This window comes from Chryseobacterium sp. SC28 (genome assembly GCF_003932955.1).
Classification (GTDB): domain Bacteria; phylum Bacteroidota; class Bacteroidia; order Flavobacteriales; family Weeksellaceae; genus Epilithonimonas.
On the sequence record NZ_QOVY01000025.1, the window covers coordinates 1 to 22,099 of the forward strand.

21 protein-coding genes are annotated in these 22,099 nt (G+C 42.1%); 9 read left to right on the forward strand and 12 right to left on the reverse strand.

Annotated elements, in window-relative coordinates; genetic code table 11:
- Nucleotides 1-158: 158 nt before the first annotated feature.
- From DTW91_RS11455 to dnaG, 9 genes are all read right to left on the reverse strand, one after another.
- Nucleotides 159-1,538, reverse strand: a complete 1,380-nt coding sequence (locus DTW91_RS11455; RefSeq protein ID WP_125203499.1) for a nucleoside permease — start codon at nucleotides 1,536-1,538, stop codon at nucleotides 159-161.
- 25 nt (nucleotides 1,539-1,563) lie between these two features.
- The gene (locus DTW91_RS11460; protein ID WP_125203500.1) at nucleotides 1,564-2,166 is read right to left on the reverse strand and encodes a bifunctional nuclease family protein; all 603 of its coding nucleotides are present in this window, start codon (nucleotides 2,164-2,166) and stop codon (nucleotides 1,564-1,566) included.
- Between the two features lie 226 nt (nucleotides 2,167-2,392).
- On the reverse strand, nucleotides 2,393-3,343 hold the full coding sequence (locus tag DTW91_RS11465; protein ID WP_125203501.1) for an electron transfer flavoprotein subunit alpha/FixB family protein: 951 nt from the start codon (nucleotides 3,341-3,343) through the stop codon (nucleotides 2,393-2,395).
- A gap of 53 nt (nucleotides 3,344-3,396) precedes the next feature.
- Nucleotides 3,397-4,143: an electron transfer flavoprotein subunit beta/FixA family protein gene (locus DTW91_RS11470; RefSeq protein ID WP_125203502.1), complete on the reverse strand. Its 747-nt coding sequence runs from the start codon at nucleotides 4,141-4,143 to the stop codon at nucleotides 3,397-3,399.
- Between the two features lie 225 nt (nucleotides 4,144-4,368).
- On the reverse strand, nucleotides 4,369-5,070 hold the full coding sequence (locus DTW91_RS11475) for an SDR family oxidoreductase (RefSeq protein ID WP_125203503.1): 702 nt from the start codon (nucleotides 5,068-5,070) through the stop codon (nucleotides 4,369-4,371).
- A 53-nt stretch (nucleotides 5,071-5,123) separates the two neighbouring features.
- Nucleotides 5,124-6,506 carry a dipeptidase gene (locus DTW91_RS11480; RefSeq protein ID WP_125203504.1) on the reverse strand — a complete coding sequence of 461 codons (1,383 nt, stop codon included), beginning with the start codon at nucleotides 6,504-6,506 and terminating at the stop codon, nucleotides 5,124-5,126.
- 203 nt (nucleotides 6,507-6,709) lie between these two features.
- Nucleotides 6,710-6,967 (reverse strand): hypothetical protein, encoded by a 258-nt coding sequence (locus tag DTW91_RS11485; protein ID WP_125203505.1) that lies wholly within the window; start codon nucleotides 6,965-6,967, stop codon nucleotides 6,710-6,712.
- A gap of 260 nt (nucleotides 6,968-7,227) precedes the next feature.
- Nucleotides 7,228-7,905 (reverse strand): ATP-dependent Clp endopeptidase proteolytic subunit ClpP, encoded by a 678-nt coding sequence (gene clpP, locus DTW91_RS11490; protein ID WP_125203506.1) that lies wholly within the window; start codon nucleotides 7,903-7,905, stop codon nucleotides 7,228-7,230.
- Nucleotides 7,906-7,977: 72 nt separating this feature from the next.
- Nucleotides 7,978-9,900, reverse strand: coding sequence for a DNA primase (gene dnaG, locus DTW91_RS11495; protein ID WP_125203507.1), 1,923 nt, complete (start codon nucleotides 9,898-9,900; stop codon nucleotides 7,978-7,980).
- 312 nt (nucleotides 9,901-10,212) lie between these two features.
- Here dnaG and DTW91_RS11500 point away from each other — a divergent pair, with 312 nt between their 5' ends.
- The 7 genes from DTW91_RS11500 (at nucleotide 10,213) to DTW91_RS11530 (ending at nucleotide 17,305) form a co-directional block, all read left to right on the forward strand.
- A complete protein-coding gene (locus tag DTW91_RS11500; protein WP_125203508.1) occupies nucleotides 10,213-10,749 on the forward strand; it encodes a hypothetical protein in 537 nt (178 codons plus the stop codon).
- 83 nt (nucleotides 10,750-10,832) lie between these two features.
- The gene (locus DTW91_RS11505; protein ID WP_125203509.1) at nucleotides 10,833-13,382 is read left to right on the forward strand and encodes a DUF11 domain-containing protein; all 2,550 of its coding nucleotides are present in this window, start codon (nucleotides 10,833-10,835) and stop codon (nucleotides 13,380-13,382) included.
- Nucleotides 13,383-13,409: 27 nt separating this feature from the next.
- Nucleotides 13,410-13,982, forward strand: a complete 573-nt coding sequence (locus DTW91_RS11510) for a hypothetical protein (RefSeq protein ID WP_125203510.1) — start codon at nucleotides 13,410-13,412, stop codon at nucleotides 13,980-13,982.
- 112 nt (nucleotides 13,983-14,094) lie between these two features.
- Nucleotides 14,095-14,502, forward strand: coding sequence for a tRNA (adenosine(37)-N6)-threonylcarbamoyltransferase complex ATPase subunit type 1 TsaE (gene tsaE, locus DTW91_RS11515; RefSeq protein WP_125203511.1), 408 nt, complete (start codon nucleotides 14,095-14,097; stop codon nucleotides 14,500-14,502).
- A gap of 57 nt (nucleotides 14,503-14,559) precedes the next feature.
- Entirely contained in the window at nucleotides 14,560-15,756 is a 1,197-nt protein-coding gene (locus DTW91_RS11520) for an alanine dehydrogenase (protein WP_125203512.1), read from the forward strand.
- 9 nt (nucleotides 15,757-15,765) lie between these two features.
- Nucleotides 15,766-16,137, forward strand: a complete 372-nt coding sequence (locus DTW91_RS11525) for a DUF4258 domain-containing protein (protein ID WP_125203513.1) — start codon at nucleotides 15,766-15,768, stop codon at nucleotides 16,135-16,137.
- Nucleotides 16,138-16,459: 322 nt separating this feature from the next.
- Nucleotides 16,460-17,305, forward strand: a complete 846-nt coding sequence (locus tag DTW91_RS11530) for a prephenate dehydrogenase (protein WP_125203514.1) — start codon at nucleotides 16,460-16,462, stop codon at nucleotides 17,303-17,305.
- Between the two features lie 38 nt (nucleotides 17,306-17,343).
- Here DTW91_RS11530 and purE read toward each other — a convergent pair whose 3' ends face one another.
- The 3 genes from purE to DTW91_RS11545 all read right to left on the reverse strand — a co-directional run bounded on the left by purE (nucleotide 17,344) and on the right by DTW91_RS11545 (nucleotide 20,371).
- The gene (purE, locus tag DTW91_RS11535; protein WP_125203515.1) at nucleotides 17,344-17,844 is read right to left on the reverse strand and encodes a 5-(carboxyamino)imidazole ribonucleotide mutase; all 501 of its coding nucleotides are present in this window, start codon (nucleotides 17,842-17,844) and stop codon (nucleotides 17,344-17,346) included.
- 820 nt (nucleotides 17,845-18,664) lie between these two features.
- Nucleotides 18,665-19,777, reverse strand: coding sequence for a 5-(carboxyamino)imidazole ribonucleotide synthase (locus DTW91_RS11540; RefSeq protein WP_125203516.1), 1,113 nt, complete (start codon nucleotides 19,775-19,777; stop codon nucleotides 18,665-18,667).
- Nucleotides 19,778-19,834: 57 nt separating this feature from the next.
- On the reverse strand, nucleotides 19,835-20,371 hold the full coding sequence (locus DTW91_RS11545; protein ID WP_125203517.1) for a DUF1543 domain-containing protein: 537 nt from the start codon (nucleotides 20,369-20,371) through the stop codon (nucleotides 19,835-19,837).
- 84 nt (nucleotides 20,372-20,455) lie between these two features.
- Between DTW91_RS11545 and DTW91_RS11550 the strand changes: the two genes are divergently transcribed.
- Entirely contained in the window at nucleotides 20,456-21,286 is an 831-nt protein-coding gene (locus tag DTW91_RS11550) for a sulfite exporter TauE/SafE family protein (RefSeq protein ID WP_125203518.1), read from the forward strand.
- Entirely contained in the window at nucleotides 21,286-21,672 is a 387-nt protein-coding gene (locus DTW91_RS11555) for a DUF1634 domain-containing protein (protein WP_125203519.1), read from the forward strand. Before DTW91_RS11550 ends, DTW91_RS11555 begins: the two co-directional genes overlap by 1 nt.
- Nucleotides 21,673-22,099: the final 427 nt, after the last annotated feature.

Consider the following 22,099-nt stretch of genomic DNA (forward strand, 5'->3'; position numbering starts at 1 on the left):
ATTACCTCCAAAATCACATCTTTTACAATGATTCAATATCTCAATTTCTTTGTTTTCAAAAGAAGTTTGAACAAAATTAAAATGAATTTATTCTAAATGCACAACAGGTTATTCTTCATTAAATGTACAAAAAATTGCAACGTTATCGGGAAATTAATCTACAGATTCTCTGTCTTGATTTCTTCAACAGAATGTTTGTGTTTAAAGAACACGGCAAAAAGCACAGCCACCACGAGCGCATAAGCCGCAAAATAAAGCCAGATTTGATGCCAATCTTTTACCAAGACGGGGTACGATAATGTGCCATCCGGATTGACAGCGGAACGGAACGATTTTTTAAGAATTTGAAGAAAGGTAGAATTGTCGGGCGTTGTCTGCAAAAATGCCGCCAAGTCTTGCACCGTTGTGAACCTGATGGTAAAAAACCGGTCAATGGCCCAGCCTGCGATATTGCTTCCCAACACGGCTCCAAAACCATTCGTCATCATCATAAACAAACCTTGTGCAGAGGAGCGGATCTTTTTGTCGGTGGTAGTTTCTACAAATAATGATCCGGAAATATTGAAAAAATCGAAGGCCATTCCGTAAACTATGCACGAGAGGATAATCATCCAAAGGCCGTCTACAGGATCTCCATAAGCAAATAATCCGAAACGCAGTACCCATGCAAGCATGCTCATGAGCATTACTTTTTTGACCCCGAATTTTCTTAGAAAAAATGGAATCGCCAAGATAAACAAAGTCTCAGAAACTTGTGAAATAGACATAATGAGTGTCGATTTTTCCACAACAATCGAGTCGGCATATTTGGGATAATTCGCAAATTCGCTAAGGAAAACGTCGCCGTAAGCATTTGTCAATTGCAAAGCTGCACCCAGCAACATCGAAAACAAAAAGAAAAGCGCCATCTTGTAATTACCGAACAGTTTGAAAGCATTAAGACCCAACTGCTCGGAAAGTGGCGCATTCTTGTCGATTAATTTTTGGGGAGGACATTTCGGCAGCGTCAATGCATATAAACCTAAAAGAATAGCAGCACCGCCAGCGATATAAAACTGTCCTTCCGTCGCTTTATTTCCAGTAAGATTCGTAATCCACATTGCGACTATAAATCCTATGGTTCCCCAAACTCTGATCGGGGGAAAATCTTTTATGACGTCCAAATGGCTGTTTTTCAGGATCGTATAGGAAATGGAATTGGTCAATGCGATCGTTGGCATATAAAAACACATGGCCAGCAACATGATATAAAAGAAAGAAGTGGGCGTCTCCGAATGTGGCAAAATGAAAAGCACCACACCATACAGAATCTGCAATACAGAATAAATCTTTTCGGCATTCACCCAGCGATCCGCGATAATTCCGATGAGGGTTGGCATAAAAATCGAGGCAATGCCCATCGTACCGAAGACCGCGCCAAACTGTGTGCCATCCCAATGTTTGGTTCCAAACCAAAAGTTTGCTATCGTAATCAGCCAAGCTCCCCAGATAAAGAACTGCAGAAAGCTAAGGATTGTCAATCGTAATTTTAGACTCATTTATCGTCAAGGATGTTGGTACAGATTATTCTATTTTTTTGTTTCTTCGCTTGATTTCTTCTTGCAGCCTTAGAGCGGTGTCGTAATCTTCTTCCTTCACGGCATCTGCCAACAACTGATCCAGTTCTTCCGAAGAGAGTCCGGACAGATCGTTGAATGCGCCCACCTCTCCAGCTTCGGCTTCATCTCCCATCTTTGGCGTTTCATCAAGTTCTAAAAGAATTCCGGCTTCGTTCAAGACCTCGGCCGTTGTAAAAATAGGAGCATCAAAGCGAACCGCCATCGCAACAGCGTCCGAAGTTCTGGCATCCAAAATGAGTTCTTCGTCTGACAATGGATTTTTGAAATTAATATTGGAAAAGAAAACCCCGTCTTTAATTTGATAAATAATAACCGACTCTATTTTGAAGTGTGTACTTTTTACAAACTGTGTGAACAAGTCGTGCGTGAGCGGACGTGGCGGATGGATATCTTTTTCTAATCCCAACGAAATGGACTGTGCTTCGAAATTACCAATCACGACTGGCAGTTTCACCGATGTTTCTTCATGTTCCAACAGCAGTGCATAAGCACCCGACTGGGTTTGGCTGTAGGATATTCCTCGTATGATTAATCTTTTATAATCCATTTAGCAAATATAAAATATTTTGGTAATTTTTTATCGAGAAATTGTGGATTTTTGCATATCACAAATTGTGTTTATCTTGCATTGAAAGTTCCAAAACGTCGCAAGCCCGAAACATATAAAAGCCTTAGTGCTACATCTTTTCTGAATGGTCGCCAAAATTTCATGATGATTCCATAAAAAAACCCGAGCCAATCACTCAGGTTTTTGATTTTTATTTAAAGGGATTTCAGGCGCCTTTCAACGCTTTGATTTTCTCCGTCAACGCAGGTACCACTTGGAAAGCGTCGCCTACGACACCATAATCTGCCGCTTTAAAAAATGGCGCTTCGGGATCATTGTTGATCACAACAATGGTCTTGGAACCGTTGACACCCGCCAAATGCTGAATAGCGCCGGAGATACCAACTGCGATATAAAGATTGGGCGCGATGGCTTTCCCGGTCTGCCCCACGTGCTCTGTGTGCGGTCGCCAGCCGATATCGGAAACGGGTTTGGAACAGGCAGTTGCCGCCCCCAAGACATTGGCCAGTTCTTCGATCATTCCCCAGTTTTCCGGCCCTTTCAGACCTCTTCCTGCGGAAACAACGATTTCGGCTTCTTTAAGATCTAATTTCCCGGAGGACTGCTCGTGGTTGATGACTTTGGTATCGTCGTTGGTGATGCTCAGTTCTTTCACTTCCTCCGAACCGGATGCCGGATTTTCTTTAACACCAAAAGCATTTTGAGAAACCGTGACGACTACCCCGTCTGCATTGGCCTTGGCGTGCATAAATCCTTTTCCGGAGAAGGATTTTCTCCTTACTTGGAAGGGCGATGTACTTTCGGGAACGTCAACCGCATTGGTAATCAACGCGTAATTTTTCTGAATCGCCAGCATTGGCGCAACGGAAGAAGCGTCGGTGGTATGAGGAAAAACGATGATTTTGCCGTCAAAAACCTGTGCTACGGCCTCTGCATAAGCTTTTGAACTGAAATTTTTCAGACCCGCATCTTTTACATGAACAACTTTGTCCGCGCCACATTTGTAAAGTAAATCCGAAGAATCGGTGGGATTGATGGAAATTGCGGTTACTGAATCTCCTAATTTTGCTGCGATTGCCTTGGCATAGGAAACGGCTTCGAAGGCCGCTTTTTTGTAGATGCCGTTTATATTTTCTGCGTAAACGAATACTGCCATTTTTGTTTGATTTAATGATTGAAAATTAAAATATGTATGTATTTTGAATCCGATTAGATTACTTTTGCTTCTTCGTGAAGCAATCTTACCAGCTCGTCCAAGTTATCTGGGGAAACCAGTTTCACCGCCGCTCTGGGCGCCACGCTGTCGAACGAAACCGCTTCCACTTTCACTTCGGCATTCGAAGGTTCTGCCACGTGAAGAGGCTTGGTCCTTGCAGACATAATCCCTCTCATATTGGGAATGATGAGATCTTTCTCATCCACCAAGCCTTTTTGTCCTGCGACTACGGCCGGCAACTTCACGGAAATGGTTTCTTTTCCACCTTCAATTTCTCGTACAGCCGTAGCTTCCGAACCGCTAACTTCTAAGCCCACGCAAGCGTTGACAAAAGGGAAATTCAGCAACTGCGCTACCATACCCGGGACTGCGCCGCCGTTGTAATCGATGGATTCCTTGCCCATTAAAATCAGATCGTAACCGCCGTCTTGGGCAACTTTTGCAATTTCTTTAGCGACAGAAAAACTATCTTTTGCTTCTGCATTAACTCTTATCGCGTCGTTGGCACCGATGGCCAAAGCCTTTCTGATAACCGCTTCTGTTCCGGCATCTCCCACATTCACTACGGTGACGGTTGCGCCTTGAGACTCTTGCAATTTGATCGCTTTTGTCAATGCAAATTCGTCCAATGGATTGATGACCCACTGGATTCCGGTTTTGTCGAAGGCAGACTTATCTGCCGTAAAGTTAATTTTACTCGTTGTGTCCGGAACACTGCTGATACAAACTAATATTTTCATCGTAATACAATTATATTTTTGTTATTATGAACTCGGCTAATTTATATAAAAAATGCTATGCATGCATAATTTATTATTATTTGATAAATAGTAATGGGGGAAGCCTATATTAATCGGATTTTTAACATATTTTCCCAAATGTCATTGAAGATAATGGACAAATTTGCGAAGAAAATTCTTCCATTTTTTGGCATTTCAATTAATAAAAAACAGGTAAAACCCCATTTATTTCTTCACTTGGCTTGGTCTGAACTCGATTTTGCTTGGCAAAACTCGCGGATTCATATTCAGCATATCGAGGACGAGCTGTCCCATATCTTCCGGCTGGATTTTCCAATCGTCTTTATCCGAAGGCACATTTCCATCAAAATAAGTCGCGACAGAACCGGGAAGTATGGTGGAAACTTTGATTTTGTATTTTCTAAGATCAATCATCGCAGCCTGCGTGAAGCCTACCACGCCAAACTTGGAGGCGTTGTAACCCGCGCCGTTTTCGAAGAAGTAGGCTCCTGCCAAGCTTGCAATTGTGATATAATATCCTTCTGATTTTTTCAGTTCTTCTACCGAGGCTTTCAAGGTGTAGAAGCATCCGGTAAGGTTGGTTTCCAGCATGGCGTTCCAATCTTCGATGCCGAGTTCATCCACCGGTTTTAAAATCCCCAAACCGGCATTGGCGATCACAACATCCAGCTTACCAAATCGTTGTATGATTTTGGAAACTGCATTTTCTTCATCGGCAAAATTGCGAACATCAGATATGACTCCAAAAATACTTTCCGAAATCTCCTTAAGTTCCGAAACCGCTCTATCTAAATCTTCTTGTTTTCTGCCGCAGATGGCAACTTGGTAACCATTTTTCAGCAATACTTCTGCAATTCCGTATCCGATGCCTTTGCTTCCGCCTGTGATATATACTACTTTCGACATAATTTTTTTATTTTAATATTAACAAAAAAGACCACGTAATCTGTCTTAATATTTTATCCTTTTGTATAGAATTCAAAGAAATACGGGATGCTCTCGATGCCTTTGTAATAATTGTAAAGTCCGTAATGCTCGTTGGGCGAATGGATGGCGTCGGAATCCAGACCGAATCCCATCAGGACAGATTTTGCGCCCAACACTTTCTCAAACAACGACGTAATCGGAATACTGCCGCCGCTTCTGTACGGCAGAACTTCTTTTCCGAAGGCTTTTTCCATCGCTTTTTTTGCGGCTCGGAATTCTTTGGTGTCGCTTTCCAGAACGTAAGGCATCCCGCCGTGGTGCGGCGTCACTTTTATTTTCACGCTTTTGGGCGCTATTTTTTCGAAATATTTTGTGAATTTTTCCACGATTTCTTCTGGTGTTTGATTTGGAACCAGTCTCATTGATATTTTAGCAAAAGCTTTGGAAGCAATCACCGTTTTGGCTCCCTCGCCGATGTAGCCGCCCCAAATCCCGTTCACGTCCAAACTGGGTCGGATCGATGCTCTTTCCAAAGTCGTATAGCCTTCCTCGCCTTGAATATCCTGAAGACCAATTGATTTTTTGTATGCTTCCGGATCGTCTTTCAGTTTGTTCATTTCTTTTCGGTCTTCCTCGGAAACGGTCAAAACATTGCCGTAGAAACCATCGATGGTGATGTGGCCTTTGTCGTCAATCAGGTCGCCAATCATCTTAGCCAATACATTGATGGGATTAGGAACGGCGCCGCCATACAGCCCTGAATGCAGATCACGATTCGGACCTTCGACTTCAACTTCTACATAGCACAGCCCTCGCAAACCCGTTGTCACTGTCGGTTGTTCGTTAGAATAAATGTGTGTGTCGGAAATCAGGATGACGTTGCAGCTTAGTTTTTCTTTGTGATCTTCCAGAAAATCTGCCAGACTTGCCGAACCAACCTCCTCCTCACCTTCTATCAAAAACTTGATATTGCAAGGTAGCGAATTGGTTTTCATCATTGCTTCGAACGCTTTGACGTGCATAAAGAATTGACCTTTGTCGTCTGCAGAACCTCGTGCGAAGATGGCACCGTCTGGATGAAGTTCCGTTTTTTTCACCACGGGTTCAAAGGGATCGCTGATCCATAAATCCAAAGGATCCGCAGGCTGGACATCGTAATGACCGTAAACCAAAACAGTCGGCAAATTCTTATCGATAATTTTCTCTCCGAAAACTATGGGATAGCCTTTGGTTTCAAGGATTTCGACGTTGTCTGCTCCAGCAATTTTCAGATGTTTTGCCACTTCGTCGGCACATTTCAGGACTTCTGATTTGTAGGCCGGATCTGCGCTGATGGAAGCGATTCTTAGGATGTCGAAAAGTTCGTCGAGAAAACGTTGTTTGTTTTCGTTGATGTATGTTTGGGTGGTGCTCATTTTTTATATTTATTTTTTGAAATGCAAAGTGCGCAAAGATTTTTTTAAATTATTGAAATGATTATTAGTTTCAAACTCATCAAAGAACAATCAATGGTGATGATTATTAGAATGGCTGGTTTTAACTTATTGCGGTTTGTAAAAATAAAAAATGTCCTGCAAAGGCAAGACATACTTTTTGATAATATTTTTATAAAATCGGATTAATGTTCAGATTTTGGAGTTTCTGCGGTTGCAGTTTTGACTTCCGGAGCCATCGCGGTTTTTGCGGTGTCGGAGGCTACGGATTGAGCTGTTGTCGCGGTGTCAGCGGCTGGTTTGTACGTTCCTTTTGGGGCATTGGGGTCATCATATCGCACGACGTCGTCTGTTTTTTTCAGACGGCCTTTGTTGCCGCCGGCAGGAATGTCGCAAGAAACAACAATAAGAGCAGAAGCCAATAATATCACTGATTTTTTCATGAAATTAAATTTGATGCGTCAAAAGTAGTGAAATTGAGATTTTCTGCAAAATGTTTTTATTACTTATTAATGGTTAATTGTTAATTATTAATTTGATCGGCAAATCTGCTCTGTTGCGAAGCGCGCCCCGACCTGAGTGGAGCTCTTTTTCTTTTTTTTCAAAAAAGAAAAAAGCGGGAACGGAGGGCGGATAAAGGCGCCCAAATAAAAAAAACCTGACTCAAAATGAATCAAGTTTCCTTGTTTAAAATTACTGCTTATTATGCTTTTCTTTCGAGCACTTCATCTACCATTCCGTGTTCTTTAGCTTCGGTAGAGGTCATCCAATAATCTCTGTCGGAGGCTTTTTCTACCCATTCGTAGGTTTTTCCGGAATGCTCGGAAATGATGTCGTAGAGTTCTTTTTTGAGTTTCAGCATTTCTCTCAAATTGATTTCCATATCCGAGGCTACGCCTTGCGCACCGCCGCTGGGCTGGTGGATCATCACACGGGCGTGTTTCAGTGCGGAACGTTTTCCTTTCTCCCCTGCTACCAGAAGCACGGCGCCCATAGAGGCGGCCATTCCGGTGCAGATGGTGGCGACGCTTGGTTTGATGATCTGCATCGTGTCGTAGATTCCCAATCCTGCGTAAACGCTTCCGCCCGGAGAATTGATGTAGATCTGAATGTCTTTGGTGGAGTCGGAACTTTCTAAAAACAGCAATTGCGCTGTCACGATATTCGCCACCTGATCGTCGATTCCTGTTCCAAGGAAGATGATTCTATCCATCATCAGTCGGGAGAAAACGTCCATCTGTGCCACGTTCATTCTGCGCTCTTCCATAATGTAGGGCGTAAGGTTCGTCGGGTTAAACATTCCCATATATTGATCTGTTGCCAGGCCGTTGTTTCCCAAATGTTTTACGGAGAAATCTCTAAATTCTTTTTTAATGTCCATATTCTATGTGCTTGTTTTTAAATCTCTATTGAGTTTGCAATTTTTATTCCTTTGCTAAAGTAGGACTTTCTGTCACAAAATCCGAAACAATTCGCTATCTAATTTGTTTTTCAGTTGCGTCAGCAAGAGAATTTGACGATAGATGGGCGCGCCGTTTTGATCCTCTTTCAGCGAATTTTTGAGATCGTTGATTATCTTCACCACATATTCTCTTTTGTGCCTTAGGATAACGTCGGACACGATTTTCGGGACGACGTCTTCCTCGGTGCTGAAATAGATATTGTGCTGCTTCCAGTTGCTGGTTTGATAATTGTCGATGAGTGCATTGGCGAGTTTGCCGGAAACTTCTTCGTCCATAAAATTGAAGAAAAAATCGCCGGAACGCAACTCGTTCTTCTCAATTCCCTCTTTGATCTCGGAAATAATTTTTTTATTGATGTTGAGTTGGATTTCGCAGTCATCTTCTTGCAGATGGTTGAGGATTTCCTCGATCACTGTGATTTGATAGGCCTTGCCGTCCTGATCTTTGCGGTCGAGAACGCGGTCGCCATATTTCAGCATCAGATCCACCAATTTTTCTTCCAGCACCACCAGCGGATTCACCGAGGTCAAAGTTTCCGGTACGATTTCCAACTTCTGCGAAACTTGTTTTTCCTGAAATGCCGGCCGCCTCTCGCGTTCTACGGCGTTTTTGTGGATTTGAAGTTCATTGAACAAACTTTGCTCGCTGAGTCCAAATTTGTTCGAAATTTCTTTCACATAAACTTCGCGCTTCAATCCGTTTTGGACAAACGCCACCGATTTTACAATATCGCGAATGGCCTCGGCTTTTTTGATCGGATCGTTGCCGGCCTCGCCGAGAAGAATTTCTGCTTTGAAATCGATAAAATCCTTGGCTTCGTTATCAATAAATTTTTCGACGAAATCCTGCGGATGCTTTCGAGCAAAAGAATCCGGATCGTCGCCATCGGGAAACAGCAGCACGCGAATATTCATCGTTTCGGAAAGCAACATATCGATGCTTCGGAAACTGGCTTTGATGCCCGCATTGTCGCCATCGAAAAGGATGGTGACATTTTCCGTCAGTCTTTTGATTAATTTAATTTGCTCCGTCGTGAGAGACGTTCCGGAGCTGGCCACCACGTTTTCAATGCCCGATTGATGAAGCGAAACCACATCCATATAACCTTCGACCAAGAGACACAGATTCTTTCTGGAAATGGCTTGCTTGCCTTGGTTTATGCCGTACAGAACGTTGGATTTGTGGTAAATTTCGGTTTCCGGAGAGTTCAGATATTTCGCCGTTTTGATATTATTCTTGAGAATCCTGGCGCCAAAACCCAAAACACGACCCGAAAAACTGTGAATCGGAAAGACGACGCGATCCCGAAATCTGTCGATTCCCGACGGCGAATTTTCCGGAAAAATGGAAAGCCCGGATTTTTCCAAAATATCTTTGGAGTAGCCTTTTTCAAGCGCAAATTCGGTAAAGGCATTTTTCTTTTCGGGCGAATAGCCGAGCTGAAACTTCCGGATGATGTCGTCCCGCAACTCCCGTTCCTTGAAATAAGAATAGCCGATCAATTGGCCTTCTTCAGTGTCCCAAAGTTGCTTTTGGAAAAAATCGTTGGCAATCTCGTGGATTTTGTACAAAACATCGCGTTCGGTCTGCGCCAGTTTTTGTTCTTCCGAATATTGTTTGACATCTTCTTGGATCTCGATGCCGTATTTTTTGGCGGCGTGCCGGAGGGCTTCGGGATAGGTAAAATTTTCTATTTCCATCAGGAAAGAGATGGCCGTGCCGCCTTTCCCCGTCGAGAAGTCTTTCCAGATTTGTTTGCTTGGGGAGACGATGAAGCTGGGTGTTTTCTCGTCGCGGAAGGGGCTCAGACCCTTGAAGTTGGAGCCTGCCCGCTTCAGCTGCACATATTCGCCGACGATTTCCTCGACGCGGATGGTGGAGAAAATCTGATCTATGGTCTCTTTGCTAATCACGAGGTAAATTTATCAATTTTTTCGGTCTATACATAATGGATTTCAAAACAATCGCGTGGCAATGAGTGCAATCTTGATCCTGAATAAGGGTTAAAAAAGTAACGCTGCACCGATTGCCGAAGCGAATTCAACGATTTAATATCTAAAATGCTATGAATTATGTACTTAATAAAATAATTTGATTACTTTTGCAACAGAAACACAAATCAAGCATTGGAGAAAAATTATTTTGGGAATAGATATTCCGATAAACTTCTAAGCCCTCTGATTTCAAAAATTCTTTTTAACAGAGTTTTTCACCGCTCTGTGCTATTGCTCCTTCTTTTTTATTCTGTTGGTTCTTATTCGCAGGAGATTGCTATTTCGGGGCTTGAAAATATCCATATTTCTGAAGGCGCTACCGTTATTTATCAAGATGCTGAAAATAATGTAACCGTCATAGCCTCTTCTGCTTCCGAAACTTCTAAAAGGAGAAACGACCGGCAGCTCGAAAGACAAGCGCCTGCCAAGCACCCCAATATTCTTGCCGAGAAAAAAAACGCCAAGAAAGCAGCAGAACAGCGGTTACTCCAGAAAATACAGAAATCCGCACAGAAGATTGCCGTCTATAATAAAAACAGCGCACCCAATGCCTATTTCAGCAGTTCTAATGATTATTTAAACCAAGGAATAACCAGTTGCAGCAATTACACCAATGCTTTTTTGCAAGCGCAAAATGGCTGGAAGGTTTTCCTGCGTTTTTACCAAAATAGAGCCACGGTGCTTTATCTTTTCTATCATTCTCAAAAGGTAGAAAATACGCTTTTTGCGAGGCCGCCGCCGCATTTGATTTCCTATCAATTGATCTAATTATTCACGAAAATTGCCTATTGGTGTAGGTTTTATATTTTCAGGAATAAGCTTATTTTATTTAAAATTCATAAAAAAATCTAATGAAATCGAAAAAAATTAACTATCTGAAAAAACAGATGCTGATGCTTATTGTATTAGTAAGCGGTCTTGTTTTTTCGCAGACCTACCCCGATTTGGAAATGGGGAATGTGGTGCCAAGCGTCAATACTTCTACGAACCTGACGGTTGCTTTGCAAAAGGATACCAATAATAACGGTACAGCAACCACCTTAGTAAGCTATTCTACACCAAGTCCTTTAACCGTTAGCTATCAAGTAACCGCTACCGACTTTACGAATGCGGTGTATTTTGGAGACGGAGGAGTGACACCTTTCTATACCTTGATGAATGCAGTTGGCAATGCCGGTAACGACAACTCACAGTACACCAGCAATGGAGGGGCTGCCGTTGGAAGTGGGATAGATATCAATACAAATTACGCTCCGTATATTGTTCTTAATTTAGCCTCAGCTGGGACACAAGACGCAAATGGCAGAATAAAATTTGGGGAAATCACGATTACGCTAAGCAGAGGAACCACTAATCCACATTTGCATTTTAAAGCATTAGGATCCTATGATGGTTCAGAATCTTATTCTGCTGAGTTTACGGTAAAATCGGTATTAAATTCTTCCGGAACCAGCATATTAGCAAGTACAAACATTTCTCTATTGTCAGGAACACGTCTTACAGTAGATAATACTGCTACTCCAAAAACGATTAATAATAGTTATACAGGGCAAACTGATGCTGCTACTACAAATTCGGGGAGAGGCACCGTTAAATTTGAGAACAACGACATTAAAACCATTGTTTTGGAAGTCTATGGCAATAGAAATGGTGGTTTCTTCAATGCAAATTGGGGTGGACAGGATGCTTTTTTTATTGGTTTAACTGCCGAAGAATCTGACCTAAGGGTTACAAAAACGGTGGACAACGCCACGCCAACCGAAGGCAGCAATGTGGTTTTTACGGTTACAGCTTCTAATTTGGGTGCTTCCAATAATAATAATGTTACGGTAAATGATTTATTGCCTTCGGGTTATACCTATGTCTCCCATACCACTACTGCGGGTACTTATGTTCCCGGAACAGGAGTTTGGACTATTGGCAATGGACCCGACCAAGGAAGCGCTACCCTTGCCATCACAGCAACAGTAAAACCAAGCGGAAATTATACAAACACTGCCACGATCGGCACCACCAGCGGAATAGCAGACCCCGTTGCGTCTAATAATACCGCTACCGTCTCTACTACACCCATTATTCCGGACTCGGATGGCGATGGCATTTTTGACTCATCAGATTTAGACGATGACAACGACGGGATATTGGATACTACTGAAGGGCAGTGTACCATTGCTTCTACTTCCGCAATTGACGGTTTTGACAGTCCCGCAGTAACAAATATTAATGGTAATAATTTCCCTAATGCCAACCCCTACAATGGCTGGGGAGTAGAAGAATTAGGTATCACTGCATTTAATATTATAAGAGTAGATGGAACTGGCTATGGTAGTGGCCCCAATGTGGCGCAGTCGGGAACACAATATGTTGACATAAATGGCGCCAATGGCTACGTTTACAAAGACATTACATTAACTACTGCTACTGTAGTTTCTGCCTCTGCTTGGTTTGCGAACAGAGAAACAGGAACAAGTGGCTACCAAGCTTGGTCTACAAATATTCAGATAAGAAATCAATCTACTAATACTATTGTAGCACAAGGCAATACCATAAATTTAACTAAAGCTATGGGAGATGAAAATTGGTATAAAAGTTCAATTGAGTCCGTCAGTCTTCCTGCGGGAACCTACAGAATTAGAATGTTTGTCCATAATTATGGTCATTTAGATACCATTTCATATTGTTTTTCAACTGATACCGATAGCGATGGCATACCGAATTATTTGGATTTAGATTCAGATGGAGACGGTTGCCCCGATGCGATAGAAGGCTCGGAAAATGTAAAATACAACCAAGTCAATCCATTGACCAGCCCCACCAATCCGGGACAAATCAATGTAACATACAATGGAACCACCGCCGGCACACCTGCCCAGATTATTAGCACTTCTGCTGCTGCCAATGGCGTTCCACAGTTGGTCAACAATGCCGGAAATAATTACAACGCAGGTACCAACCCAAGTAACCTGGCAGGAGTAGCAGATGCCACCGACGGAGCCGCCGACCTGGGACAAGGAATTGGCGATTCGCAGAACAGCGCAATAAATTCTTGTAAATGCTACAAAGCACCGGCAACCGACGGAAATACCTACCCTACCAATCACGGCATCACCGCCTTCAACAGAGCGGGCGCAAACACTGGAAATTGGCCAATGGTAAGACAAAGCGGCTGGACGGCTTTAGAAGCCAGCACCAAAGGTCTGGTCATCAACAGAATGCCTGCCAGCACCACGGGTACTTACGCAGGTGAACCGGTAGATGGTTCGGGAACTGCGGTTATCACATCCCCTATCGCAGGAATGATGTACTATGACACCACCAATGATTGCCTTAAAGTGAATGTTGACGGAACAAGAAGCGGTTGGAAATGTTTCAATACTCAATCTTGTCCTGATGAAAATTAATTTTAATCATTAAAAAAAGAAAAAGTTATGACAACGAAATATATATCGATAATTTCTGTAATGATGGCTTCATTATCGTTTGCGCAGGTCGCCATCGGCAAAACGAGCATCACGAACGCCAGTGTTTCCTTGGAATTTGGCACAGGAAACAAGGGGATAATTCTCCCGTGGGCAAGCAGCGCGGCAGGCGTATCATTGTCGCCAACAGCCAATGCAAAAGGCGGAACCTTCATCTTAGACGTGAGCGACAGAAAAGTGAAAGTCAGCAAAAACAATGGCACTTGGGTAGATCTCACCGTGCATACGAATGAAGCACCTGCGACAGGTGGCAACGTGGCGATAGACAATTCTCTGCAAACCAACGCGGCTTACCCCGAACAGACGGTTGCCAAGTCGATGATCGGCGGAAACCCCGCTACAGACACCACGCCGGGCATCTTGGTTTTGGCAGACACGAACAAAGCTATGATTCCTCCTTTGGTAACAGATCCGGCAGCCAACATCAAAAACCCGGCTCCGGGAATGTTGGTTTATGACCCCGGCAAAAAACTGTTGGCGGTTTACAACGGTACCGTGTGGTCTTACTGGAGACAACCTTAAATTTAAAAGATTAAAGTATTTTAAATCCAATTCAGCTCATTGAATTGGATTTTTTTATTGATAGCTTAAATCTTTTCGTTGCAGATCGTCTAAATTTGCATAAAAAACAGCATTGAAATTTTCTATTAATCAAGCGGAAGAGTGGATCGGCGTTGCAAAACAAATTATTCCTCAAATCCAACACCGCATTCTACTGTTAGAGGGCAATCTCGGCGCGGGGAAAACCACTTTTTCTCAGGTTCTCCTCAAAGAATTGGGCAGCACAGACGAAGTTTCGTCGCCAACGTATGCCATCGTGAACGAATATGAGACGCCAAAAGGGAAAGTGTTCCACTTCGATCTCTACCGACTCCGCTCTGCCGAAGAGGCCTACGACCTCGGAATTGAGGAATATCTCGAGAATTGCTACCTCGCCATCATCGAATGGCCCGAGGTTTATATCCACGAATTGAAGCGCTATCCTCATCACAAAATGACCATCATCTCAACAGATTCGGGAAGAGAAATCGAATTTTATTAAGCTTCTCACAAATTGTTTTATCTTTGTTTTTTATTTTTTGATTAACGATTCCTTTCTATGAGCAGTACGTCAACCATATTTACGCCCTTTACCGAAGAAGAGCTGATGCCAAAAGAAGAAAAACTAGAAGTAGTAAAAAAAGGTAAAACATTCAGCATCGGGGTTCCCAAAGAGACCTGCCTGAATGAAAAAAGAACTTGCATTGTGCCGGATGCTGTCCAGATTTTGGTCAATAATGGTCACAAAGTCATCATCGAGGCGGGTGCTGGTTTGGGATCCTATTACACCGATCTTTTGTATTCGGAAGCGGGCGCCGAGATCACCGAGGATCCGAAAGTGGCATTTGCACAAGATCTCGTTCTCAAAATAAATCCGCCGACCGAAGAGGAGATTGAGTATTTGCGACCCCTCACCTATCTCATCTCTGCATTGCAAATCAACCTTAGGGATAAAGATTATTTCCTGAAATTGGCTTCCAAAAAAGTCAATGCCATCGCTTTTGAATTTATTATCGATGAGTACAAGCAACTCTCTCTTGTGCGCTTGATTGGCGAAATTGCGGGCAGCATTTCTATTTTGTACGCTTCCGAACTTTTGGCAATGTCCAACGGCTTGATGCTGGGCGGTATCACAGGCGTGCGACCGGCGGAAGTGGTCATTCTGGGCGCAGGAATCGTCGGCGAGTTTGCCACCAAAGCATCGATTGGCTTGGGCGCAAGCGTCAAAGTTTTTGATAATTCCCTTTCCAAACTGAGAAGGCTTCATACTTTGGTTGACAGCCGCGTGCCAACTTCCATTATCGACCCGAAAGAGCTGACAAAATCTTTACGGAGAGCCGACGTCGTAATCGGTGCATTGCCAAGACTTAACCTCCCGCCCATCGTGACCGAGGATATGGTGACAAAAATGAAAAAAGGCAGCGTCATCATCGATATTACCATCGACAACGGAAAAGTGATCGAAACTTCTGAACTCACCACCACTGAAAATCCATTTGTCATAAAACACGGCGTGATCCATTGCGGACTGCCCAATCTGACCTCCAAAATGCCGAGAACTACCACCAAAGCCATCAGCAATTTCTTCCTCAGTTACCTCTTGGGCTACGATGATGAAGGCGGCTTCGAAAATATGTTGATTCATAAAAGCGAAATCAAACAATCGCTGTATATGTACAAAGGCCGACATACCAAACAGCTGATTTGCAACAGATTCGATCTGCCTTATCACGACATTAACCTCTTGATTTTTTAAAATTGCTGCATGCTCAAAAAAATCAAATTCTACTCCATCGGGCTTGTTCTTGGGTTAATCATCGTCTTTTTTATCCTCAATCAAAAAGGAACCACCTGCTCCTACTTCCCAAACGACAGGGTGATCGCCGAAACTCTGACCAAAGATTTTACTTATTCTCCGGCTTTCAAAACTGAAATGGAAGCTCAAAACATTTCTGAAAAATTTCTGAAAGACAGCATCCTCTCTGCCGGCAAAATAGATTTTGACAGAAGCAAGGCACAACAACAGCCTTGCCCGGAATATCTGCTCCTCTATCCGAAAAATAATCCAAGATTCGAGGTTCATTATTCCAAATGTAAAAATGTAGCAACGTTTTCTGGACTGAAAAAAATAAGATAGTGCGGTAATCTCAGCGTATTTATCTCAAAAATGTCAGGCTGAGCCTTTATCTCAACCGTGTCAGGCTGAACCTGTCGAAGCCTTCGCAAATAGAAAGTTTCAAAAAAAAATAGAAGCGATTTGCCTTTATTTTAATCTGATCTTGAATTGGAATTTATTGGATATTTTCAGAATTAATGTTTATCTTCGTCTGATGAAACCTCTTGCTACATATTATTACGACGTCAAAACCCTTGATAAGGATTAGGATTCGTGATGCAACCATATCAAAACCTCGTCCTAAAGACGGGGTTTTTTGTTAATCAAAAATAAAATATTAAAAATGAAAATCAGCATTATCGGAACCGGACTGATCGGCGGATCAATGGCTTTGAAATTAAAAGACAAAAAAATGACCGACTTCGTTTTCGGAATCGATCAAAATGAGGAAAACCTTAATAAAGCGCTGGAAATCAACATCATCGATGAAAAAGCCAAGCTGGAATATGGCGTGAAAAATTCGGACTTGATTATCATTGCTATTCCTGTGGACGCGGCAATAAGCATTTTGCCTTCGGTTTTAGATCTAATCACTGAAAATCAAACCGTTATGGACGTTGGTTCCACGAAGTCGGGCATAGTAGCCTCCATTCAAAATCATCCGAAAAGAAAACGTTTTGTAGCCTTCCACCCGATGTGGGGAACGGAAAATTCGGGTCCACAGTCGGCAACCCGAGACAGTTTTACGGGCAACGCCGCGGTCATCTGCGATCAAGAAAATTCAGATCCTGATGCTTTGGAAATCGTGGAAAAAGTGATCGCACATCTGGAAATGCATCCGATTTATATGAACGCCGAGGCGCACGATCTTCACACCGCCTATATTTCGCATATTTCGCATATCACTTCTTATGCATTAGCCAATACTGTTTTGGAGAAAGAACGCGAAGAAGATACGATTTTTCAGCTGGCAAGTTCCGGTTTTTCCAGCACGGTTCGGTTGGCAAAATCGCATCCGGAAATGTGGGTTCCTATTTTTCGGCAGAATAAAGAAAATGTTCTGGATGTTCTGAATGAGCATATCGCGCAACTCAGAAAATTCAAATCGGCATTGGAAAAGGAGAATTTTGACTATTTGGAAGAATTGATCGTGAATGCCAATAAAATTCGGGGGATTTTGGATAAGTAGAATTGATGAAATCTTATAAGTAAAGCTCAGGAAACCTACTAATCAAAATTATTCGGGTGCGATTTCTTAATCTCATCTACCGTTCCGAGTACTTTATCCTTTAATGAATTTTGATAAATTTCTAATTTTTTAGAAACCTCAGAATCAAAAGCACCAATGATTTTCGCTGCAAGAATCCCGGCATTTGTCGCTCCATTTAATGCAACTGTTGCAACGGGAATTCCGGAAGGCATTTGAAGAATCGACAAAACGGAATCCCAGCCATCGATAGAATTTGAAGATAAAATCGGAACACCAATCACAGGCAAAGTGGTACAACTGGCAACCATCCCCGGCAGATGAGCCGCCCCGCCCGCTCCGGCAATGATAACTTTCAGACCCCTATCTTTCGCCGTTTTGGCGTACTCAAACATTCGCTCGGGCGTTCTGTGCGCCGAAACCACGGTGAGTTCGTAGGGTATTTCCAAAAATTTTAGGAAATCTGCCGCCTGCTGCACTATGGCGAGATCGCTTTGGCTGCCCATTATTATTCCGACCATTTTTCAAAATTTATTGATTGTTCAAAGATAAAGATTAATCTTTATTTATGATTTGATAACGCGTAATTCAATGAATATTTTAAACGCAAAGTTCGCATAGTTTTTTTTAACTACCAAGCGTTTTAAGGTTCGCAAAGGCGTAAAACTTAACTAAGTGATAAAATGAATCCCCAAAGTGGTCAATGAATATTTTAAACGCAAAGTGCGCAAAGTTTTTTTGATCTTGTTGAAAATATTTTTAAGGTTCGCAAGGGCGCTTTGCTCAGCAATGGTTGAAGGTTTTATTTTTTAACGCAAAGTGCGCAAAGTTTTTTTTAACTACCAAGCGTTTTTAAGGTTCGCAAAGGCGTAAAACTTAACTATGTCCCCAAAGTGGTTAATGAATATTTTAAACGCAAAGTGCGCAAAGTTTTTTTTGATCTTGTTGAAAATATTTTAAGGTTCGCAAGGGCGCTTTGCTCAGCAATGGTTGAAGTTTTTATTTTTTAACGCAAAGTGCGCAAGGTTTTTTTAACTACCAAGCGTTTTAAGGTTCGCAAAGGCGTAAAACTTAACTAAGTGATACAATGAATCACCAAATTGGTCAATGAATATTTTAAACGCAAAGTGCGCAAAGTTTTTTTGATCTTGTTGAAAATATTTTTTAAGGTTCGCAAGGGCGCTTTGCTCAGCAATGGTTGAAGGTTTTATTTTTTAACGCAAAGTGCGCAAAGTTTTTTTTAACTACCAAGTGTTTTAAGGTTCGCAAAGGTGTAAAACTTAACTATGTAAAAAATAGATTTCAATTTTGACAGGTTTCGGCTCAACATTATTTTTTAAATCACTCTGCAACGACTTTGACCAAAGATTTGACCTGGATCAATTTCTCCATCAATTCTTCTCTCGAATCGGCCAAAACATTGATGTGTCCCATTTTTCGCCCCGGTTTGGTTTCGGTTTTGCCGTACAAATGAACATAGGTTTTCGGCAATTTTAAAACCTCTTCGAGACCTTGATATTTGACTTTTCCCAAGTAATTTTCTTCGCCCACCAAATTGAGCATTCCGGAAAATCCAACAGCAGTGGTATCTGCCAAAGGTAGATTTTTCAAAACCCTGTAGAATTGCTCAAACTGGGAATTGGCATTGCCTTCCTGCGACTGGTGACCGGAATTGTGCAGACGAGGCGCCGTTTCATTGACCCAAACTTTTCCTTTTTTATCAAGAAACAATTCGATGGCAAAAAGTCCTGGCGAGTTTGCATTATCGAGAAATTGCTGCGCAATCTCATCAATCTGAATCTGAGTTTCCACGGAAATATCCGCCGGACAAATATTGAAATCCAATAGATTAAGCTTGGGATCGGCTACCATCTCTGTCACAGGAAAAGTTTTGGTTTCGCCGTTTTCATTTTTGGCAACGATGACAGATAATTCTTTATCGATATCCACCAGCTGTTCCAAAACCGAAGGTTCTTTCCAAAATTTTTCATAATCGCCTTCTTCTTTGAGGATCTGAACGCCCCTCCCATCGTAGCCGCCCGTATTCAGTTTCTGGACCAACGGCAAAGGGAAAATGACCTTTTCATCGGCATTCCAGATGATTTCAAACTCGGGACTTGGGATTTGATTGAATTGATAAAACTCTTTTTGAAGAATCTTCTGCTGGATGATTTTGATAATTTTTGAATTCGGAATCACCTTAACCCCCCGATTTTCCAATTCTGCCAAAGCTTCCACATTCACGTGTTCAATCTCGACGGTCACGACATCTTTGTCTTTGCCAAACGCCAAAACATCATCATAATCGTTGAAATTTCCTTGCGTGAAATGCGAAATATTGGCACAAGAACAGTCGGGATTTGGATCCAAAACATAAAAGTCGTCGTCGTATTTCAAGGCTTCCTGAATGAACATCCTCCCCAATTGACCGCCGCCTAAAATTCCGATTTTCATTTGTAATAAATTTGTTTTTAAGGTGTTGCGTTCAGCAAATCTTTCTATTTTGAATTTTTACTTGAGTTTAAGGTATCCGATATTCATCTCATTTTCCTGATTTTCGCATTGGGATTTTTCGAGAATGATGGAATATTTGTTTTTAGTTTCTGTTGACAAAAGATCATTAACGTTGTAAATATCATCAATGTCCACGCCGTGTTTGTCGTCGATGTGGCTCACAGCTTTTTCGAAACCCATATTTTTGTAAAACGCTGTCTGCTTCACTCTTTTTATGACTTCTGCCATAGATTTTCCGACCATCAGATGCTGCTCGTGAAACTCTTGAAAATGTCCATATTGGTAGCCTCCAAGATTGACAAAAAACAACTGATTATGATCTTTTTGAGAAACCTTTTCTTTGATTTTCAATTCGTAACCGTCTGCAAACCTGACTTCCTGCCAGCAGTCGATATGAATTTTGACACCGTTCCAAAAAGTTTTCATTTCCGGGATCAAATCTTCCAAACGAGCAGCGATGCCGAAGAAAACATCGTGCTGCTCGATATTTCTGCCTGCTGGCGTACCGCCTAAAATCACATAGAACAATTTCATTCTAAAAAATTGAATTACAAAAATACATCAAAATAATCTTTTGCAAAGTTTGTTTAGACAAATCAATACCTTTATATTTGCGATATGTCAGAAATCATTATTCTATTTATCGGCGCCATTGCCGCCGGAGTGATGGGATCACTTACGGGCTTGGGCGGCGGCATCATCATTATTCCCCTGCTCACGCTTGGTTTTGGCGTTCCGATGCATTATGCCATTGGCGCTTCTCTGGTGTCTGTCATCGGCACTTCTTCGGGAGCGGCCGTGGCGTTTGTAAAAGAAGGATTTACCAATATGCGGATCGGGATGTTTCTGGAAATAGCAACCACATCCGGTGCTGTGATGGGTGCGTTGCTCTCCGGATATCTTAATCCCAATACCATCGGAATTATTTTTGCAAGCATTCTGACTCTCACAGTTTTGCTGAATCTGAAAGGAAAACCAGATCATCAGGAAGAATTGGTAAAAGGGAGCTTGGCAGATAAACTGAAACTTTACGGAACTTTTCCGGACAAAGACGGCATCAAGCATTATGCAGCGCGCAACACCATTCCGGGGTTTCTGATGATGATTTTTGCCGGCGCAATGTCCGGACTTTTGGGCATCGGTTCCGGTGCTTTGAAGGTTCTGGCAATGGACAATATCATGAAGCTGCCGTTCAAGGTTTCTACAACGACGAGCAATTTCATGATCGGCGTCACGGCGGTTGCCGGCGCATTGATCTTTTTCCAACGTGGACAAATCATTCCTGTGATTGCAGCGCCGGTTTTGATTGGCGTGGTTGTAGGCAGTTTTATCGGATCCAAGACTTTGATGATTTCCAAAACCAAAAAACTGAAAGTTTTTTTTGCAATTGTCATCACGATATTGTCTATTTATATGATGTACAACGGTCTGGCTAAAAATTTCCAATAATGAGAACAAAACCATTTACAGATATAGATTTGACGCGGTCTGTCGGAAACCTTTTGAGGTTGGGAGTCCTTTTGTCGGTACTCACTTCCTTGGTTGGATTTGTGAAGCTTTTTATGGAAGGTTTTGTAATGCCAAAAAAATACAAACTTCTGGATATGGGAAGCACTTCGGAGCAGGTCTGGAGCAAGTTTTGGAATTCACTGTGCAAAGGCGAGGGAATGGCCATCATTCAGCTGGGGATTTTGCTTCTGATTTTGACGCCGTTGGTGCGGATTGTTTTTGCGTTGATCGGTTATATTAAGGAGAAAGACTACGTTTATGTTGTCATTTCAGTCATCGTTTTAGCTATTATGACGATCAGTTTTATGAGTGGCTATGCGCATTAAGCCCACTGCTGATTGATGTGAAAATTGGTGGTGGAGGATATGTGGTAGATTTATTTATTATCTATCTTGAAATAATGAGTAGATTAAGACGCCTTTACTGGCTTTGGCTATTTCTTCTATATTTTCACGCTTTAGTTTTTAAAAAAGGAATTCGATCGATGACTAGTATCTCCTCTTATACGCAGATATTCGTACGGCTACAGTTTCCTGAATTTTGTTGATGCTGAATATCCTGATACAATCTCCTCGACTACCAAATACATTTTTTTCTGATAATCTATTGGGTTTCTGATTACGAAACCTTACCCTTTTGCGATTAAAATAGTCCACTCCTTTCGCTGGTTTTGAATTCTTTAACTCAATATCACATCAAATCATAAAAAAGGTTAAAAATCAGTTTGCTGTCTTTTTTATAATTAACTTTAGA

Coding starts and splice junctions, on each gene's coding strand:
- DTW91_RS11455 (WP_125203499.1), bottom strand. CDS start 1,538: ATGAGTCTAAAATTACGATTGACAATCCTTAGCTTTCTGCAGTTCTTT.
- DTW91_RS11460 (WP_125203500.1), bottom strand. CDS start 2,166: ATGGATTATAAAAGATTAATCATACGAGGAATATCCTACAGCCAAACC.
- DTW91_RS11465 (WP_125203501.1), bottom strand. CDS start 3,343: ATGGCAGTATTCGTTTACGCAGAAAATATAAACGGCATCTACAAAAAA.
- DTW91_RS11470 (WP_125203502.1), bottom strand. CDS start 4,143: ATGAAAATATTAGTTTGTATCAGCAGTGTTCCGGACACAACGAGTAAA.
- DTW91_RS11475 (WP_125203503.1), bottom strand. CDS start 5,070: ATGTCGAAAGTAGTATATATCACAGGCGGAAGCAAAGGCATCGGATAC.
- DTW91_RS11480 (WP_125203504.1), bottom strand. CDS start 6,506: ATGAGCACCACCCAAACATACATCAACGAAAACAAACAACGTTTTCTC.
- DTW91_RS11485 (WP_125203505.1), bottom strand. CDS start 6,967: ATGAAAAAATCAGTGATATTATTGGCTTCTGCTCTTATTGTTGTTTCT.
- clpP (WP_125203506.1), bottom strand. CDS start 7,905: ATGGACATTAAAAAAGAATTTAGAGATTTCTCCGTAAAACATTTGGGA.
- DTW91_RS11505 (WP_125203509.1), top strand. CDS start 10,833: ATGAAATCGAAAAAAATTAACTATCTGAAAAAACAGATGCTGATGCTT.
- DTW91_RS11510 (WP_125203510.1), top strand. CDS start 13,410: ATGACAACGAAATATATATCGATAATTTCTGTAATGATGGCTTCATTA.
- DTW91_RS11520 (WP_125203512.1), top strand. CDS start 14,560: ATGAGCAGTACGTCAACCATATTTACGCCCTTTACCGAAGAAGAGCTG.
- DTW91_RS11525 (WP_125203513.1), top strand. CDS start 15,766: ATGCTCAAAAAAATCAAATTCTACTCCATCGGGCTTGTTCTTGGGTTA.
- DTW91_RS11530 (WP_125203514.1), top strand. CDS start 16,460: ATGAAAATCAGCATTATCGGAACCGGACTGATCGGCGGATCAATGGCT.
- purE (WP_125203515.1), bottom strand. CDS start 17,844: ATGGTCGGAATAATAATGGGCAGCCAAAGCGATCTCGCCATAGTGCAG.
- DTW91_RS11540 (WP_125203516.1), bottom strand. CDS start 19,777: ATGAAAATCGGAATTTTAGGCGGCGGTCAATTGGGGAGGATGTTCATT.
- DTW91_RS11545 (WP_125203517.1), bottom strand. CDS start 20,371: ATGAAATTGTTCTATGTGATTTTAGGCGGTACGCCAGCAGGCAGAAAT.
- DTW91_RS11550 (WP_125203518.1), top strand. CDS start 20,456: ATGTCAGAAATCATTATTCTATTTATCGGCGCCATTGCCGCCGGAGTG.
- DTW91_RS11555 (WP_125203519.1), top strand. CDS start 21,286: ATGAGAACAAAACCATTTACAGATATAGATTTGACGCGGTCTGTCGGA.